Source organism: Colwellia echini (assembly GCF_002843355.2).
Classification (GTDB): Bacteria; Pseudomonadota; Gammaproteobacteria; order Enterobacterales; family Alteromonadaceae; genus Colwellia; species Colwellia echini.
In genome coordinates this window covers 343,829-363,015 of sequence record NZ_PJAI02000001.1, presented here as the reverse complement: position 1 = coordinate 363,015, position 19,187 = coordinate 343,829, and the positions used below count along the sequence as shown (strand labels likewise).

The following is a 19,187-nucleotide window of genomic DNA, read 5'->3' as shown; positions in this document are numbered from 1 at the left end:
CTGTCTGATTAAGTTCTTTCCCACTCAGCGAGAATTAAAGGCTTAGAGGCAAGGCATTGATTGAAGAAAATGGTCATTCAGGAGAATAAGCGCCTGCATTCTCTAATAAGCTACATCCTTGTAGCGTCCTTATAAAAATAAATTAGGACAAGGCGATCGATTGAGCAAGAACTTAGTAATATTAGGTAATCACTATCTTGATGTACGGCTTACAATCGCGTTAAGACGCTGTTCTAACGCTTTTACTGTATCACTGTTTTGTTGCGCAACATTATGTTGCTCTTCTGGGTCGATAGCTAAATTATAAAGCTGAGCTGTTTTAGACAACCCCGGTTCTATATTTTTTAATGACATAACCCAGTCGTTTAAGTTTTCAGTTGGCGATATGTATTTCCATTGCTTCGAACCTATATTTGATCGAAGTGATAACGTATAAGCTTCTTCTATCAACTCGCTTCTGCCTTTTGCTTGATGATTCAGCCATGTATCAGCATAATTTTCACTATCGATAGCTTCATTACTTGCTAAAGGAATATCTAAAATTGCCGCAACAGAAGCATAAATATCAATTTGGCTCATCAGTTCATCATTAACACCTGGGCTAACTTTATTTGGGTAGTGGATTATTGTAGGTACACGTGTGCCCGCTTCGAATGCGCTGTATTTTCCACCACGATAAATGCCTCCAGGTTGATGATCGCCAAGTAATTCTTCCGCTTGATCGCCATAACCATCATTAAGTACAGGACCATTATCGCTGGTGAATAAGATCAGTGTATTATCCAATAGGCCCTGACTTTCTAAGTGGTCTACAACAGCACCAGTGATCCAATCCATTTGTGCAATAGCATCACCTCGAACACCCATAGTGCTTTTTCCTTGAAACTTTACGTTTGGCAATCGTGGAACATGAATATCATGAAAAGGGAAAAACAAGAAAAAGGGAACTTCTTTATTTTCACTTATAAAGTTGTTCGCTTTATTAGTGAATACTTGATAAAAGTCTTCATCTTTCCATTCTGCTGCTTTACCACCTTTCATCCAACCGATACGACTTATACCATTAATAATTGATTTGTTATGCTGATTGTCGGCTAATTGTTTTAATAGCTCAGGATTTTCATAACCCGTTGGACGTGAACCAATTTTTTCCTCATAGCTAACTGATAACGGATCGGAGTTATCAACATTTACCACATGATAATCTTCCAAATAAACTGCAGGAACTCGATCACCTGTTGCAGGTAATAAAAAGCTGTAATCAAAACCAATTTCTAAGGGACCTGGCTTTACTTCACCATTCCAGTCAATAGGTGTTCCATCACCTAAACCCAAGTGCCATTTACCAACAACGGCGGTTTTGTAGCCTGCTTTTTTAACAAGACTTGCTAGTGTAGGCTGTTCAGGAGAAATAATAAGTGCAGCGTCACCTTGTAATACTGAGGCTTTATTACGAAAAGCGTATTCACCCGTAAGCAGTGAGTAACGTGACGGTGTACAAGTAGCAGCAGAGCTATGAGCATCAGTGAACTTAATACCATTGGCTGCCAGTGCATCAATATTAGGTGTTTCAACGCCTTTAGCACCGTAAGCGCCAACATCGCCATAGCCTAAGTCATCTACATAAAAGATAACTATATTGGGTTTAGTTACATTAGATTTGGTTTTGTTGACAGCTTTAACATCACTACTATTTTGTACAAAATCTTGTGTTTTCTGTTGCGGTTGGCAAGCCATTATTGCTGTTATTAATAAGAGTTGTGAGGCTTTTTTTGAAATATTAAAATAGCTTAAATCAAATTTATTAAAATTCATGTTATTAACTTCCTTAGATAAACCTAATAGCTATACTCTTTACCAAATGAATTAACGTTTCAAATTTCAAAAATATTGAGAAGGGTGAGGCTTATGCCTCATCCCTCTCACAGAGCCGTACGGACCTCGTATACGGCTCCTGTACCCTCCACATTTTATCAACTTATTTCCTAAACGCTGATAAAGCAAGCCATCCCGTATTCACTTTTTCTATTGGATATAAACCAAGCTCCTCAAACCATTGGTTTGGCATCGCTACACAAGATAAAGGGCTTAGTGAGTTACGCCACGAGTTCATCTTTATGAACTTAAGTGGTGGCTTTTTCCCTAACTGCTTTAATCGTCGATGAAGCCTTGATGGCTTCTTCCACAACCTCAGCTGTATTGCCCTTAGTCGGGGTGATAAGGCATCTTTCAGCCTATCGGGTTTGCCAGCTTCGCTGGGCAAACAAAAAAGCCCCGCTTCAAATGAAGCGGTATTTAATCATATTACAATGATAGCTTATTACTCAGTAAGTAATCTTATACTACGCCTAACTGCAATTTACGGTAGTTTAGTAACAGTTAGGTTATCAACGTATACATCTAGCTCTAATGTGTTTGAAAAACCAGGTCGAAATACTTTATAACCAACAATATATTTACCTACAGGTAATGTATGAGTTGTGCTTATTGTTTGCCATGCACCACCAACATTTCTCTGCCAAAATTTATAAAGATCTGAATTAGCTGGGGTCTCCGCAGGGCGGATTGAAGCTTCTATAGCGAAATCTGTACCTGAAGACAAATTAGCGCCGTATACGTCAGAATCAAATTTATACTGACCTTCAGTAGTCACCTCAAATTCAACATCTTTTAAAATAAAGTTTTGTTGAGCACTGTTTGTATAAGCAAACTTAATACTATTACTACTATCTTTAGCTTGTTCATCGCTGAACGTAATTAAATTTGACAAGTCAGTTGCATAGTCATCTACCGTGTAAGCATACCAATCACCAATAGAGCCACCTTCGGCATTTGCACTACCACAACCTAGTAGGTTAGTCGCACAATCCGTCTCTACAGGAGTAGAGCTAGCAATAATGTTTAGTGGCCAAAGGCCTTTATCTGCAGCCTCGCCTTTAACATTTGTAATTTTAGCAAATAAGAAGTAGAAATTACCTTCATCTAACTCTGCCGTTAATTTTACATCACTTAAATCAAATATTACTGAAGCACTACCTGACTCTGTAGATGCTACTGATATGTCGTCTAAAACAATATCATGAACAACACCCCAAGCTGAGTTCATTTCTCGAAGGTAGAATTTAATTCCTGTATCTGTAACCAGCTGTGCAGAGCCGGCATGATAATTAACAGTCACTTCAAACAAATCATCTGCGTAAATTGGTCCGGTGTATTTACCTTCATCATCATAAGCAATAGATATATCGGAAAACTCTTCAATTGAAATATTAACCGTGTCTGTAACCATATCGTCGTTGGCGCTACTTAGGGCTGAAGCGGTAATGGTAGTTGCTCCTGTTGCAACACCTGTTACCTTACCTGTAGTGTCAACAGTTGCCACATTTTCTGCGCTACTTGTCCATGTTACGGTTGTATCATCTGCATTTACAGGCGTTACAGTCGCTGTTAATTGCGTACCTTGGCCTACATAAAACGCTGCTGAACCACCAGAGATAACCACGTCGGTAGCATACATAATATCGTAGTCACCTACTGTGATTACAACTTGTGCAGAAACGCTATCATCTACTGTAGAAGTAGCGGTAATGGTAACGTCTCCAAGGCCTATTCCGGCTACTAAACCTTGTGCATCAACAGTTGCAATGCTGTCATCGCTTGAAGTCCACGTTAAAGTATTAGTAGCATTTATTGGTGTAAATGTAGGTATTAAAGTTAAATCTTCAGACGGACGTAATTTAACGGTTGCCTCTCCTATACTCATAGCAACTGGCGTTGGGCTATCAACTCCGTCAGTAGTTACCGTAGCATTTGCTGTGACATCTGTGATTATAACAGATTCGCCGTTTCGCCATTTTACTTCTACTGAAGACACGTTAGTTACTTTACCTAAACCAAAGTGAACCGTATCTATAACACCAGCAGAGAAAATTTCGCCTGCTGAAGAGACACGCTTTGTATAAACATCACCAGATTCTAAGGTAACTATGATTTGAGCAGACATGGCATCTACATTATTTAAAGGGCTGTAGCCGACATCAACTAATAAGTAATTATTGTCATTAACAGTGTCATTCTCCCACAAATACCATTTACCACCTTCTTCACTGCCGTTGATCATGTCAACTGCGCCATCTTTGTTAAAATCAAACGCTTGACCCATATCGCCATGGCCATTATCAGTCATATTTATTGCGCCATGCATATGTGTTGTAGTAAAGCTATTATCACCAGAATTAAGCAACAATAAGTCTGAAATATGCTCATTTAAGAAACCATAACGGTATACGAATAAATCATTCCAACCATCATTGTTAAAGTCGCCGTGGGTAACACCCCAATGATCACCACCTTTTGGTAAATTCCATTCAGTGCTAGCATCAACAAATTTATCACCTTGGTTAATAAGTAGAACATCTTGCCCATTACGATTATTAGGTGTCCAGTCATATGTAACGTCAGTTAACCCGTCTAATGTGAATGAAACATTCCAATAAAGAACTCCGTCACGTACCCATTCAGCTTTCCAGTTTCCATCTGTAGTATGGCCAATGTATAAACCATTAATGGTTCTTTCTGTTGGCCAACCGGCAGCGTCTGTCTGGCTGATAGTTAATGAGTCATCGGCATTTGCCATTTCAACTGGTAATTGGTTTGGTTGAAAGCCTTCAGCTTTAACAACATGGCGAGTTTTCGCTGAGCCTAAGAATATAGGATAATCACCATCCCATTGGCGGTAAGTTAATCCTAAATCCGTTAATGTTATTTCGCCTTCGGCTTTAAAGTCGATTAACGTTGTACCTGTTTCACCATTATCGTGAATGTTTAATTCACCAATAGTAGGATTAAAATCAATAGATTTATTAGACAATTGATAATGTGTTTTACCGTAGGCTAAGTATAAATCTAGTTTTCCGTCGTTATTAACATCTACATCGGTTATGGCATTGATGCCCCATGAGTTTTGTACTGTCTCAGGCAAATAGGTAGCCGTAACATCAGTAAAGGTAAAATCACCATTGCCTTGCCACAACGTTAACGGCGAATACATAACTAAGTCTTCGTTTTGATCGCCATTAAAGTCAGTAATTAATAAACGTTCTCCGCCTTGGCTTTCTACACCAGCTACACGCACAGGTTTAAATGTGCCATCACCTTCATTGCTATAAAACAATTGAATTGGCCCATCACTGTTAGGTGTTATAGCGTTAGCTAACATAATATCTAAGTCACCATCGGAATCAAAATCAGCCCATCTTGGCGCTCTTCCTCGTGCAGGAGTATTAATACCCGATGCAACCGAAACATTTTCAAAAGTGCCGTTATTATTTTTCAGTAAAGCATAAGAGGTTGGGCTAGTGCCGTTTGCACCACCTAGCGCTACCATTATGTCTAAGTCACGGTCATTATCGTAATCAGCTAATGATACGCCGTGAAAATCTTGTGCACCGCTAAATAACTCTGTAACTGTCACTGTATTGTCACCATTGTTTTCAACATATAACGGTGGAATATAGTTATGATTTGGTAAGACGAAGTCATAATAACCATCATCATTTATGTCACCAACAGCTGGACCACCATATTTATAGGTATCCTCGGTGATTAATCCTATGGCTTCTGATATATCCGTAAAATGAACAAGTTGCTCTGATACTTCGGTAATAGTTACCGATTTTAAGTTGATTTCAGAACTTCGACCGACAAACTTTAGATCTTGTTTACCTGCTTTAGGAAACTCAACTAATATGTTTAAAACATTGTCGCCAGCAGTCGGTACATCAATACTATCAATTAATAATGTATCGCCAGAAAATAGACTTAAGTTAGCGTAGTTTTTTTCTATCGCTAGCTCTAAAGTTATTAATTTTTCTAAGGCGCCAGTAATATTAACTTCTTGTGTAAAGCCACTTATATTACTTAATGTTGCTGGTAAAGAACCTACAATATTAGACGCATCGCCGTCAGTGTTACCGCCGTCAGTGTTACCGCCGTCAGTGTTACCGCCGCCAGTGTTATCGCCGTCAGTGTTATCACCGCCAGTGTTATCGCCGCCAGTGTTACCGCCGCCAGTGTTACCGCCGCCAGTGTTACCACCGTCAGTGTTACCACCGTCAGTGTTACCACCGTCAGTGTTACCACCGTCAGTGTTATTATCGATAACAAAGTTATCTAATACAGAAGAATCAATCCCAAGTTTATCTAATTCACTTTTAAAATGGTTAATAGCTTCTTCTGAGTTAATTAGCTTTTCGTTAGGAATTGCCGCAAGAATTGCCGCTTCAAAACCTTCTTGTGTTAAAGAAAAATCTACATTGGCGTTCGTTACAAGATCAGGAGAAATATCAATGCCGTTTTCTAGATTGCCATCAGCATCAAGTGTTTGTAGTAATCGGGCAATATTTATTATAATAGTAGCCTGAACGTCAGCATCTGAACTTGATTCTAAAGCAATATCAATAGGGGTAATAATCGCTTTAGCCGTTACTGTGGGTAATACTATATTGCCAAGGGTAAAGGTGATTTTTTCACCTGCCACATATACGAACTCACCATTCGAGTTAGTTTTTCCTGATTGAGTTTCAGTTGTATAATCAATGTTTAAGATTGGGGCATCGATAAACACCCCAGTATTTAGTGTTTGCTGTTCAGGTTGAGGATCATTACTACCGCCACAAGCCGTAAGTGTAGAAGCGGTTGTGAGTAACAAGACTTTAAATAAATTATTTTTTAACGCAAAGGGTATTTTCGGATTCATGTTATTGAGTTCCTTAAGGTGTCATTTATTATTGATAATTATTAATTGACGATTGTTAACAATTAAGTAATGTAACAAATGTATAAAAATAAATCAATAATATTAAATTTGGGTTACAAGGGGCGCGTATAATAGACATGGAACAACCATTAACTAAACGTAATACCAGATGAATTAACGTTTCAAATTTCAAAAAAAAAAAACCGATAATGAATTCATTATCGGTTTAATATTCAGAAAAATGAGGTATTTCTAAAAGAGGTTACAATTTAAATAACTTAGTTATTTCTCTTTAAAATATACTGTCTTTTTCTCAAGATATTGCTCAAGACCAAACTTACCGTCTTCACCACCAAAACCGCTTTGTTTCCAACCATTATGGAAACCTTGGTGTTGCTCGCCCATACCCCGGTTAACATATACTTCACCGACTTCAAGGTTATTAATAGCATTATTAATATCTGCAAAGTTTTTTGAGAATATATAGGCACTTAAACCATAAATACTGTCGTTACAGTATTCGATAGCTTGATCCATGCTATTTATTTTGATGATTGGCAACACTGGTCCAAACGTTTCTTCGTGAACAGCAATATTGTCTTGTGCAACATCAACTAATAACGTTGGTTCATACCAACAACCGCCTTCAAAGCCTTCAACTTCAGCTAATTTTGCCCCTGTAGCTACCGTAGCACCTTGCTTGATACTTTCTTGAACAATATGATCAATGTTCTCAATTTCACGTTGGTTACATTTAGGCCCCATTTGTGTTTCAGGATCCATTGGGTCGCCAACTTTCAAGGCTTTAACTGCTGGTACGAATTTAGCCATGAATGCTTCATAAACATTTTCATGTACATATAAGCGTTCAACACAGGTACATACTTGACCACAGTTAGCAAAACGCCCCCAAAGAGCAGCATCAACAGCTTGATCTAAGTCAGCATCGTCCATAACAACCATTGGCGCTTTACCACCAAGCTCAAGCATAACCGGAGTCATGTATTCAGCACTGGTTTTATAAATCTGCTTACCCGCAGCCGTAGAGCCTGTCATGGTGATCATTTTAGTAATTGGGCTTTCACATAATGCTTGACCAACAACAGAACCAGAGCCATTAATAACGTTCAATACACCTGGAGGAATGCCAGCTTCATTAGCAATACGGCCTAATTCAGTTGTGGCAAGTGGTGTTTCTTGTGTAGGCTTTAATACAATTGTATTACCGGTAATTAATGCTGGACCAATTTTACGACCGGCAAGCGCAAGTGGGAAATTCCATGCGGTAATACCGACAACAACACCACGCGCTACTTTATGAATATATATTTTTTCATCTTCGTTATCAGATGGAAGAATATCACCTTCAATAGTCAATGCATTGTCACAAGCATAATCAATAAATGTAGCCGTTACATCAACTTCCATTTGCGCAACAGAAAGTAATTTACCTTGCTCTGCAACAATCATAGGCGCAAGGATATCTTTATTTTCGCGTATTTTATTAGCAAAATTGCGAAGAATATCTTGACGTGCACGAGCAGTCAATTTAGCCCATGATTTTTGAGCAACATCAGCCAGTGCAAGCGCATTATTTGCATCTTCAGCACAGCCTTTTGGAATATTACCAATAACTTTGCCGGTAGCTGGATTAAGGATTTCAATAATACCTTCTGCAGCAGAAGCTATATATTCACCATTGATAAAGTTAACATTGTTTTTAAATGATTCGTTTTGAAAGTTCATTGTGGATTATCTCCCCATCCAGCCGCCATCGACTAATAAGATAGCGCCGTTAACATAAGCAGCAGCTTCTGAAGCTAAGAATACTGCAGGCCCTTTAAAGTCTTCAGGATTTCCCCAACGACCTTGTGGAATACGGCCTAAAATAGCAGCATTACGTTCAACATCAGCACGTAAAGCTTCAGTATTATCTGTATCAATATAACCTGGTGCAATTGCGTTAACATTTACGCCCTTGCCTGCCCATTCATTAGACAGTGCCATAACTAACTGACCAATTGCGCCTTTACTTGCAGCATAACCAGGTACAGTAATACCACCTTGGAAGGTTAATAGTGAAGCCGTAAAGATCACTTTACCTGAGCCACGGTTAACCATTTCTTTACCAATTTCGCGACTAAGAATAAATTGAGCATTCAAGTTAACTTCAATAACTTTATCCCAAATATCATCGCCATGTTCAGCAGCAGGCGCACGTAAAATAGTACCCGCATTATTCACTAAAATATCAATTTTAGGATAACCTGCTTTCACTTCTTTAATAAAAGCATATAACGCATCACGATCGCTAAAATCACATTGGTAAGCTTTAAAGTTTCTACCTAGGGCTTTTACTTCTTTCTCAACGTCAGAGCCTTCAAGCTCTAAACTCGCAGAAACACCGATAATATCAGCACCTGCTTCAGCTAAACCTAATGCGATACCTTTACCAATTCCACGTTTACAACCAGTAACTAATGCTACTTTGCCTTCTAAACTAAATTTTTCAAACATATTATTCATTGTTAAAACCTTGTCTTTAATATCAAATTGAATATCAAACTATTCTGCGCCACATGAAACCAGTGCTTTCATGCCTTCAGGATTACCATCCATACTAGCAAATGCAGTACCAATTTCAGCTAACGGGCTTACTGAACTAATAAATGGCTTAAGATCAATTTGACCTGATGCAATTAATTCAATTGCCCAATCAAAGTCTTCAGCTTCATATACACGAGCACCTAATAACTCTAGCTCTTTCCAGAAAAATTGGAATAAATCAATTTCAGGTTTAGTGCTATGAATAGCAACCATAACAATTCGACCGCGACGGCCGGCAATTTGAGTCATTGCATCAATTGCTGGTTTAACGCCTGATACTTCAAATACTACGTCAGCACCTTTAGTTTCTGTCCATTCGTCAACGTAAGCCGCTAAATCTTGTTCAATAGGGTTAACTGATTTAACACCTAATTCATCAGCAAATGCACGACGACTTTCATTAGGCTCAGACACTAATACTTCTGCACCAACACTTTTGGCAACCGCAGCAACTAATTGACCAATTGGACCACCACCTAATACCACAACCTTTTCGCCAGCAACTAAACGTGAACGTCTAACATCATGACAAGCTACTGATAAAGGCTCAACTAATGCACCTTGCTGTAAATCAACGCCAGCAGGTAATTTATGTAAAGTACGAGCTTTAACTGTCCAGCTTGACTGGAAAGCACCCGGAGTATCAATACCCATGAACTTAAGGTTTTGACAAATATGTGTGTGCCCTGCATTACAAGTAGGACATTCGCCACACCAATCTAGTGGACGAACAACTACTTTTTCACCTACGATAAAACCCGTAACATCGGCACCAATTTCAGCAACAACACCTGAAATTTCGTGACCTATCGTTTGTGGGATAGAAACACGTTGATCCATTACACCGTGATAAATATGCATATCTGTACCACAGATACCAACATAACCTACGTTTAAACGGACTTCACCGGCTTGAGGCGCTTGTTCTTCGCCAGCCACTAAATCAAAACCTTTATTACCTATATAACGTGCAGCAACCATTGTGTTATCCTCTTAAGAATTTTTAATTAAATATTGACCAAGTAACGCGTCGTCGAAATCAACGCCGGTTCCTACTACATCTGGAGCAATCGCTCTTCCATCTTCGTCTAACTGAAGAGGATGCTTTGTGTATTGATCGATTGGAAATGAATGTACTTCTAAATAACCGGCATGTGACTGAGAAGCTAATAAAGACACATGTAATTCATGCATACCATGGCTACAAAGCGGTAAGTTATTTTCCTTAGCCATTTTTGCAACTCTCAAAAACCCAGTAATACCACCAATATTTGACGCATCAGGCTGTAAATAACTCAACTTAGCTTGTGCAATGGCATAACCAAATTCATGTGGTGTATGTAAATTTTCGCCCATTGCTAAAGGAATTTTCGTATTGTCAGCAATTTTAGCAAAACCGAGGTAATCATCCGGGATGGTTGGTTCTTCAAACCAGGTAATATTGTATTGTTCAATGGCATTAGAGAATCGAATCGCTTCATCAACAGATAATGAATAGTTAGCATCGACCATAAAGGTAATATCGTCACCGATTAGCTCTCTCACTGCAGCAACACGTGCAACGTCTTCTAGGTAGTCTTCTTTACCTACTTTAATTTTTACTGCATTAAAGCCTTTATCCAAATACCCTTGGATATTGGTAAGTAGTTTTTCTTGGGTGAAATTTAAATCTATACCGCCGGCATAACAATTAGTCTTGTTATCAGCTCCGCCAGCCACTTTCCAAAGTGGTAAACCAAGTTGTTTACAGCGAATATCCCACAAGGCAATATCGATCGCAGATGTAGCAAAACTTACTAAGCCACCACGACCTACATAATGTAAGTGCCACTCAATTTCGTCCCATATCTCATCGATTTCATTAGCGTCTTTACCAATAAGAAAAGGTTTCAGTTCATCCACTAAGAGTGAATAGATTGCTCGACCACCTTTACCACCTGTATACGTATAACCAACACCTTTAACGCCATCAGCACAAGTAATTCTTGATACGATTAACTCAAAATGAGTGTGGTCTCCATGTTTTGCATCAGATAGGACTTCAGCAAGTGGTACTTGATAGTACTCAACGTCTATCGCTATTATTTTATTAGCTGTTGAATTCATTTAATACACCCATAAAAGATAATTTAAAACTATTTATTGTTAACAATTTACACTAGAGATTGGTATTTGTAAAGCAACGTATTAATAATATATTCAATCATGAATCATTTTAATGCTGTAATATGTCAACAATAAACGTCTTGTTAACATTTTAAAAACGGGTAAGAAATAAGACGTAAAAAAAACTATAGGGTATTTAACCTCAACTCTGGATAAGAGGTTAGCTAACACATTGAATAGAAATAATTTTATAACCTCTGTCGTTCTAGCTTGATGTGTTTTCTTAATACAAGGGAAATTAGTGCGTCAATAGCGAGCTATTGCAATCTAATTTGACGCTGTAGTAAGGAAAAATAGCTGCTAGAAAGCAAGTTCTTATCCAGAGCTGAGGTTATTTAACGATTAGGTGAAAAATAAATAGTATTTAATATTCAATTTCATCTAAAATTCGGGTAGCGTTTTATCATTTTTCAATGATATCCGTTGATAAGAAAAATATGTTCATGGGAATAAAATGATTACACCAAAAAGTAGTAAATATGCGGTACCCGCTCTCGATAAAGGCTTAGATATTTTAGAATATCTAGCATCAAAAGCTGTTCCGTTATCACAAACCGAGATTGCACAAGGTATTGAACGATCACCAAATGAAATTTATCGGGTGTTAGTTGGTTTAGAAAACCGAGGGTATCTTATTCGAGATGAGGTTTCTGGAAAGTTCAGCGTGTCATTAAAGCTTTATAGTCTTTCAAGAAAGATCTCTCCGATTGACCAACTGCGACAAACCGCCATCCCTATCATGGAAGACTTTTCTGCAAAATCGGGTTATGCATCGTATTTAAGCATACTTTATCAAAGTAAAGTCATGGTCATTGTACATGCGAGAAGCCATGCTCCTATTTCACTTTCAATTGCTGAAGGTACTGTATTTCCAACAGTTGATACGACAACTGGACGCGTTTTATTAGCGAACAGTAATGAAGCTGTGAAACAGTTAATTTATGAGCGTGATGAAAGCCACCTTAAGATGAACAAAAAAAATAAATCCTTACTTGAGGGTGAGTTACAAGAAATTTTATCTGACGGTCATTGTTTAAGAAAAAGCCAATTAACTGATGGGCTAACCGATTGTGCCGTTATTATAGGGCAACCAAATGGTGCTGTTATTGCGGTATTAGCTGTATCATTACTTACTTCAACATTAGCTGATGAAGATACCCAAAAACATTTAATTAAAACATTAAAAGCAACAGCGACAAAAATATGTGAGCAGTTGGGAAACTAACATTAGGGTCTGTTGCTCTTTCAGGGGTAAAACTTATTCAATTTAAAGGCAGCACTTGTTTGAAATTTATAAGAGAACAACCTTTATCACATCACAGCGCTTTGAATTGAGATTACTCAGGCGCTCTGAAACCTTCATCTTTAATGATAACGGCTATAATTTCTTCGAAGACCCCCTGTACGACACGTAAGTTTTATCTTGACCCCCCAAGCATCTATATTTTTCAATATAGAGAAGTTTTCAGTAAAGTGTAAACTTATAACATACACTTAGTGTTATGAAAATTGATGTACTCGATAAGAGAAAAATGAATGTTTATTAATAGCTTACGTTCCATGATTAAATTACTTGGCCAAGTATATTGTCTTATTGCTCTATTTTTCCTCTGCGCGGTAAACAGTGTTGAACAACCTGTAAATACTTCAATAACTATTGCCATACATGGTGATGGCGTTATTCATCGAGAAGAAATTCAAAAACGTCTAGATAATTTTGAAAAACAATACCCTAACATTGATATTGACCTTTATTTTGTTAATGGCATGGAACGGTATTCTACCTATATTGATAAATGGCTCAATGGCTCAGAAGGGCCAGATGTCATTGGATGGGTAGGTGGTTCACGTGTTAAAAAGTATGTATCAAAAGGTTTAATTAAAGACTTAACCCCTTTTTGGAAAACAAATAAAAATCTTAACTTATTTCCTCAAGCGAACTTAGATTCTGTCCGGGTTAATGAAAAATTTTTTGGTATTCCCAAGAGCTCTGCAATCGTTGCATTTTATTATCGTAAGTCATTGATTAAAAACTTAAAAATAGAGCATCCAAAAACTTGGCAGCAGTTACTTGATACCTGTAATATTTTACACGAAAAAAAGGTAACCATGTTTGCTTTAGGTACGAAGGGAACAGAATGGGTTATTCATGGCTGGTTTGATTATCTAACTTTACGTTTACACGGAATAGATTTTTACAAACAACTAGCCTCTGGACAGAGTAGTTACTTAGATGTGCGAGTAAAAGAAACGCTTGAGCACCTTAAATCGTTGGTGGACAATAATTGCTTCAACCATGATCACGCTAATCACTCTACTTGGGATGTTTTTCCGACAATAATTAGAGGTCAAAGTGCGATGATTTTAGGAGAAGGTTTACCTCAAACTATCCCTTTTAACGATTATACTGACATTGGCATAACGGAGTTTGTTAATATCAAACCTGAAATTCCTAATTACACCGTAGTACCTGTCAGCACATTTGTGGTACCTCATTACACTGAAATAACACCAGAGATCACCACGCTACTTAACTTCTTGACTTCAGAAGGTTTTCAAAAGCACCATCAAGCAAATATAAGACATTTACCCACAATGATCACAACAAACCTACCACCTAATGAGCTCGTAAAATCCGCTACTGAGATCATACAAAACTCACCTGGCAGTATTCAGTACTTTGATCGGGAAGTAGATATACGCTTTTCAAGTAAAACCCCTAAGATATTTGTTAACTTTATCGATCACCTTAAGGTTGATGAAACCATGCAAACATTAGAGGAGCTAAGACTAAGCGTTTTTGGTGGAGTGGAGGTAAAGTAATTAAATATCATTAAGGTGCTTCAAAACGCTTGCAGATAAAGTTTGATAGATACCTGACACAGCAGCGTCATAAAACTTATCAAGGCAGCGTCCTAGTGCATCGTCATTTATATACTCCGCCTTGCTCTTTACCTATAAGTCGCTCAACGGGCTGTTCTTTAAAGTATTGCGATCACCCTGCTCAGGAAGTGCTTTATCAATTAACTTGGCAATACTAGCTCTTTGCTCATGCCGGGAATCAAACCTAAATGATCAAGACCTTTTGTTGAATACGATGCCATAGCTTTTCCACCACCCAAAGATTTTAATTAGATTAATAAGCTCATGTTAGTAGTTGCTTACTTGATGGTTTGTATGTGACTAATCTGCCCCGCTACTATTCCACAACTACTTTCACAACTACTTTTTAGTTGTGAAAGTATAACGTTGGAAATTTACATTCCGGGTTAAGTTTATTTAATTTTTAATACTTGTGCATATTTTGAAGGTGATTTAATGGGTAGTGTTACAACTAAACCTGCATCAGTTTGCTTAAATGCTAATTCATCTTTTACACCAATCATAGTGACCGACTCAATTTTGTTTGAGTAACGTTCTGGTGTAATACCTTTAATGGTGACTTTACTGTTATTACCGGGCCAAGCTAAGAAAGTTGCATATAAAGTATCGCCATTTTTAGTGAAACGAACATCACTGCTGTTAAAGTCTTTACGATTTTTTTCACCGTCATTAGAGTTTTTACCGTCTGGTACAAATGTTTCACCTTCGCCATAAATAATCCATGGACGTGTTTTATAAATGGCTTCACCATTGAGTTTCAACCAACCACCAATTTCTGCAAGGAGTTTAACCTCTTCGTCAGGAATCGTTCCGTCGGGTTTAGGGCCAATATTAAGCAACAGAGAACCATTCTTACTGACAATGTCGATCATATCATCTACCAATGAATTAGCATCACGGTATTCATGGTTTGTAACGTAGCCCCAAGATGTTTTAGAAACTGAAGTATCTGTTTGCCAGAAGTGAGGATGAATGTCAGTCATACCACCACGTTCAATATCAAGAACAGCTGATCCAGGAATGAAAGAGCGCATATCAGCATGTTCTTTATAATTCAATGCTGGCATACGATCCCAGTTAACACCTTTGTTGTAGAAATAACCGGTAAACTCTTTAACATGTTGATGGAAAGGCTCAGATGCCATCCACCAGTCAAACCAAATAAGTTCAGGTTCATACATATCAACAATTTCTACAGTACGTAGTAACCAGTCATCCATAAACTCTTGCGAAGGGGGTGTTTCGCCTTGTTCTGAAGTCTCTCGGTTTACGGCTGGACCATATAAATCTCGGTAAGCATCATCTTGTACGTCTGAAGGCATTTCTCTTCCGCCATCAAAGAACCACCAGTTTTCTGCGCGATGACTTGATAAGCCGAAATGAATATCATTTTTTTCAGATGCGTTCTTCAGTTCTTGAATTATATCGCGTTTAGGTCCCATTTCAACCGAGTCCCAGCGAGTGTAACTGTTGTCATACATTGAAAATCCATCGTGGTGCTCAGCCACAGGAACAATATATTTAGCACCAGAGTTTTTGATCACAGTTAACCATTTGTCAGCATCAAACTTTTCAGCTTTGAACATTGGGATGAAATCTTTGTAACCAAACTCTGTTTGTGACCCCCAAGTTTTCGCATGATGTGCCTTTTCATCACTCCCCTTTTCATCACGGTACATTTTTCTTGGGTACCACTCGCCATTGTATGCAGGAATTGAATAAGGTCCCCAGTGAATAAATATTCCAAACTTTGCGTCTTGATACCACTCTGGTATTTCGTATTGTTTAAAAGATTCGAATGAAGCTTTATAAGGTCCTTGATTTGCAACCTGACGAATTTCTGCTAATTTTTGTTTTCTTTCTTTCTCAGAAGCAACCTTTCCTATTGCGTCATTATTTGGACTATCGCATGCGCTAAGAAGACTTATTAACAGAGTTGCTAGCATAGTAGTTTTCATCATCGTTACTCTTTTTAATTTATTAAGAAGAAGTATGAAAAAGCCCCAACGAAAAGAGGCTTTGTTTCAATATTTAGGGTTAAGGCTATTACTTTTACCAATTAATGTGCATTAGGTAGCATTTCGGTATTAACCTTTTTAGCTTGTTGAGTACTAGGTACATTTAACCGGCGATTAAATCGCTCTGGATAAAGAGTGGTATTAAAGTCTTTAGCCATGTTAACCATTTCTGGGTAAGGAATATCCGCCACATTAACAAAACCAACATTGTAAGATTCGCCATCAAATGCTCGACCAGAAATTGGCGAATCTAAATATTGGAACCAATGTGCACCAACGAAGTTATCATGTCCTGACACGCTGTCCATATAGGTACGATATTTTTTTGCTCGGTCTTCTTGATCACTTGCATATTGTAAACCAGGGTGTAATAAACCAGTATCGCTGGTTGCGCCAAAATGGTATTCACCAATTAACGCGGGTAGATCAACTTGACGTAAAAACTCCCAATCGAATGGTTGTAAGCCTTGATCATAAACATTAAAACTCAATACGTCGGTATAAGTGGTTGCTGCTTTAACGGTTTCATCAGGCATCCCCCAAGTTGCCATACGTACGCCCATATATAAATGGTTAGGTAAAACTCGTTCAATTGCTGTATGCACTACACTAAAGTACCGACTAGAAAGCATGAATAACATTTCCGAAAGATCAGTCTCAAGTGCTTGGTTATATTCTGTAAATTTAACGCCTTTTTTAAACGATTGAATACTCGATATATCGGTTGCCCACGCTTTATTGATTCCTTCAATTGTTTTATATTTATTAATGACATACTCACTAAATGCTGCTTTTGCAGGGCTGTGCTCTGCATCCATCGCCATCGCGGCCACAGGTATAAAATAACGGTGCTCTACAGGCCCTGTTTTATAACCCCACGTTTTTTCATTATCGACAAATATTCCAACACACCAAGGTGATGCTTCAATTTCACGTGCTACTTGTTCTATTGTTAAATTTGCACGACGCTCAAACTCAGGATCAAAAGCATCAGGCATCGCATGCCAAATTTCATTACCGGTTTTAATTTCTTTAAAGTCACCAATAATCCAACCATTAGCAAAATAAGGTACTTTTTGATTAGGATAAAAAGCAGGATCAACCCAATTTCCCATTGATGTCATGCCCCAATCCAACATGCGATTTAAAGTGTTTTCTTGCCACTTTTCAATAAAATCAGTTGCACCATATTTTCGTTCTAAATTAGCGCGATAAAAACTAAACGTTTCACCATGAGGCAAAGGCCCACTGTGAAATGAACGGCGATAACTATAATGTTTACCTAAAGGCTCATTGTGCTCTGGCAACCATTCAAATAAGTTATGTCTAAGTTCACTGGCTAAATATCGTGTTTTAGCAATAGCTTCAGGTATATCAACTTTGCCTATAGAGTCTTCTGGCGTAAGTTCTTCTGGGTCTCGGTAACGAATGGAGTCGTCTGTAAAATCCATACCTGTAGTGGTGTACATATTTGCTAAACGAACATTAGCAACACCATTTGAAAAGAATAAGTAACCTTCAGGGTCAACTAACCACCATTTGCCATCCACTTTTTCGGTTCTAAAGTAACCACTTGCTTTTAGTTTTGGTCCATTCTTCCAACCACCAAATTTAGAACGATCGGCTAATGGCTTAACATTCTCTAATTGAGCAAGTTCTTTCGCTGACACTTGTTCAAACGCTTCTAATGAGTCAACTTTAATCGGAAAATTGGTTTTCGCATTCTGACCAAATTCATCCACTAAATGATAAACAAAAGATTCATCGTATTTGGGGTTTTTTCTAAGCTCAATATTATCAACTCGAAGCTGGGTATTGGTCATATTAGTACGGGTATTTAGCGATAAACGAGTAACACTGTCGTTTTTCATATCGTAATAGCCATACATTAAGATAAACATAAGTTCATCCGTATCCCAAGGCTTTGGATTTTCTCTCATGCCTGTGTCTATATTCCAGAACAAACCATCAACTGGAGCAATCAAGGTGTGCTTTTCGCCCGCGGGGATAGCTACATGACGATGTAATTCTGAACCTTGTGAGTTTATCGACAGGAATAAAGTCACGGTGTCTTTACCTGTATTTTCTACATCAAGCGCAACGTGGTACTCTTGATATTTTGTCCAATCTTGCGGAGATTCAAAATCGAAGTGTATTCCACTGTATCTTGCTGAATTTAAAAACGATATCTCTAACGCCTTGTTATTGTTATCTCTCACAATTTGATAATTGGCATTCTCAGCCGTGACTTTTAAGTCTATATCATCAAAGTTAGTCAGCACTTCTAGCGTTTCATATTCTGGTGTTTGATACTCTTGCTTTAACTCTGCTGGTGTATTGTCTGCATCATGAAAACAGCCATTCAATAATAAAATACATACTAAATACTTTATTTTATTGGATCTGATGATTGGGAACTTCACTTTACTCTCCTGTTATAATACAAATCATAATTATCTTTATTTATAATTGTGACTTTAATCGTTCTATAATAATGCTCCTAAGATTACACAAAGAGAACAATAAAAAAACAATTAACTGTTTTTTGTTTACAATAATAAAAGAATGATAATTATCTGCTGTAGTAATAATAGTAAACACTACTGTAAGCGTCCGTTAAACCACACATTTCAACTAGATTAACTAGGAAGTTTTAAAACATTAAAAGCAACAGCCACTAAAATATGTGAGCAGTTAGGAAACTAGTGTTCAGGTTAAATTACACTTAGCTTGTAAACTTGATGTGAAAACGAATA

The 19,187-nt window shown here is 37.8% G+C and carries 10 protein-coding genes and 1 pseudogene; 2 read left to right on the top strand and 9 right to left on the bottom strand.

From position 1 onward, the window contains the following. Positions 1-192: 192 nt before the first annotated feature. From CWS31_RS01430 to CWS31_RS01400, 6 genes are all read right to left on the bottom strand, one after another. Entirely contained in the window at positions 193-1,737 is a 1,545-nt protein-coding gene (locus CWS31_RS01430; RefSeq protein WP_148747679.1) for a sulfatase family protein, read from the bottom strand. A gap of 622 nt (positions 1,738-2,359) precedes the next feature. Then, the gene (locus CWS31_RS01420) at positions 2,360-6,757 is read right to left on the bottom strand and encodes an Ig-like domain-containing protein (RefSeq protein ID WP_148747655.1); all 4,398 of its coding nucleotides are present in this window, start codon (positions 6,755-6,757) and stop codon (positions 2,360-2,362) included. Positions 6,758-7,039: 282 nt separating this feature from the next. Further along, positions 7,040-8,503, bottom strand: coding sequence for an aldehyde dehydrogenase (aldA, locus tag CWS31_RS01415; RefSeq protein ID WP_148747654.1), 1,464 nt, complete (start codon positions 8,501-8,503; stop codon positions 7,040-7,042). A gap of 6 nt (positions 8,504-8,509) precedes the next feature. After that, positions 8,510-9,274: a 2,5-didehydro-3-deoxy-L-galactonate 5-reductase gene (locus tag CWS31_RS01410; RefSeq protein WP_148747678.1), complete on the bottom strand. Its 765-nt coding sequence runs from the start codon at positions 9,272-9,274 to the stop codon at positions 8,510-8,512. A gap of 48 nt (positions 9,275-9,322) precedes the next feature. Beyond that, positions 9,323-10,345, bottom strand: a complete 1,023-nt coding sequence (locus CWS31_RS01405) for a zinc-dependent alcohol dehydrogenase (protein ID WP_148747653.1) — start codon at positions 10,343-10,345, stop codon at positions 9,323-9,325. Positions 10,346-10,357: 12 nt separating this feature from the next. Then, entirely contained in the window at positions 10,358-11,470 is a 1,113-nt protein-coding gene (locus CWS31_RS01400; protein ID WP_148747652.1) for a mandelate racemase/muconate lactonizing enzyme family protein, read from the bottom strand. A gap of 514 nt (positions 11,471-11,984) precedes the next feature. Here CWS31_RS01400 and CWS31_RS01395 point away from each other — a divergent pair. Beyond that, positions 11,985-12,755, top strand: a complete 771-nt coding sequence (locus CWS31_RS01395) for an IclR family transcriptional regulator (RefSeq protein ID WP_148747651.1) — start codon at positions 11,985-11,987, stop codon at positions 12,753-12,755. Between the two features lie 311 nt (positions 12,756-13,066). Beyond that, positions 13,067-14,353: an ABC transporter substrate-binding protein gene (locus tag CWS31_RS01390; protein WP_148747650.1), complete on the top strand. Its 1,287-nt coding sequence runs from the start codon at positions 13,067-13,069 to the stop codon at positions 14,351-14,353. A 12-nt stretch (positions 14,354-14,365) separates the two neighbouring features. Here CWS31_RS01390 and CWS31_RS17810 read toward each other — a convergent pair. The 3 genes and pseudogenes from CWS31_RS17810 to CWS31_RS01375 all read right to left on the bottom strand — a co-directional run. Beyond that, positions 14,366-14,634, bottom strand: a pseudogene (locus tag CWS31_RS17810) (DUF4277 domain-containing protein); the annotation flags it as partial. Between the two features lie 171 nt (positions 14,635-14,805). After that, on the bottom strand, positions 14,806-16,374 hold the full coding sequence (locus tag CWS31_RS01380; protein ID WP_246143265.1) for an alpha-L-fucosidase: 1,569 nt from the start codon (positions 16,372-16,374) through the stop codon (positions 14,806-14,808). 98 nt (positions 16,375-16,472) lie between these two features. Next, positions 16,473-18,854: an agarase gene (locus tag CWS31_RS01375; protein WP_170252732.1), complete on the bottom strand. Its 2,382-nt coding sequence runs from the start codon at positions 18,852-18,854 to the stop codon at positions 16,473-16,475. Positions 18,855-19,187: the final 333 nt, after the last annotated feature.

Bases quoted from the DNA above. Each gene is read 5' to 3' on its own strand.
- CWS31_RS01430 (WP_148747679.1), bottom strand. From the start codon at position 1,737: ATGGCTTGCCAACCGCAACAGAAAACACAAGATTTTGTACAAAATAGT.
- CWS31_RS01420 (WP_148747655.1), bottom strand. From the start codon at position 6,757: ATGAATCCGAAAATACCCTTTGCGTTAAAAAATAATTTATTTAAAGTC.
- aldA (WP_148747654.1), bottom strand. From the start codon at position 8,503: ATGAACTTTCAAAACGAATCATTTAAAAACAATGTTAACTTTATCAAT.
- CWS31_RS01410 (WP_148747678.1), bottom strand. From the start codon at position 9,274: ATGTTTGAAAAATTTAGTTTAGAAGGCAAAGTAGCATTAGTTACTGGT.
- CWS31_RS01405 (WP_148747653.1), bottom strand. From the start codon at position 10,345: ATGGTTGCTGCACGTTATATAGGTAATAAAGGTTTTGATTTAGTGGCT.
- CWS31_RS01400 (WP_148747652.1), bottom strand. From the start codon at position 11,470: ATGAATTCAACAGCTAATAAAATAATAGCGATAGACGTTGAGTACTAT.
- CWS31_RS01395 (WP_148747651.1), top strand. From the start codon at position 11,985: ATGATTACACCAAAAAGTAGTAAATATGCGGTACCCGCTCTCGATAAA.
- CWS31_RS01390 (WP_148747650.1), top strand. From the start codon at position 13,067: ATGTTTATTAATAGCTTACGTTCCATGATTAAATTACTTGGCCAAGTA.
- CWS31_RS01380 (WP_246143265.1), bottom strand. From the start codon at position 16,374: ATGATGAAAACTACTATGCTAGCAACTCTGTTAATAAGTCTTCTTAGC.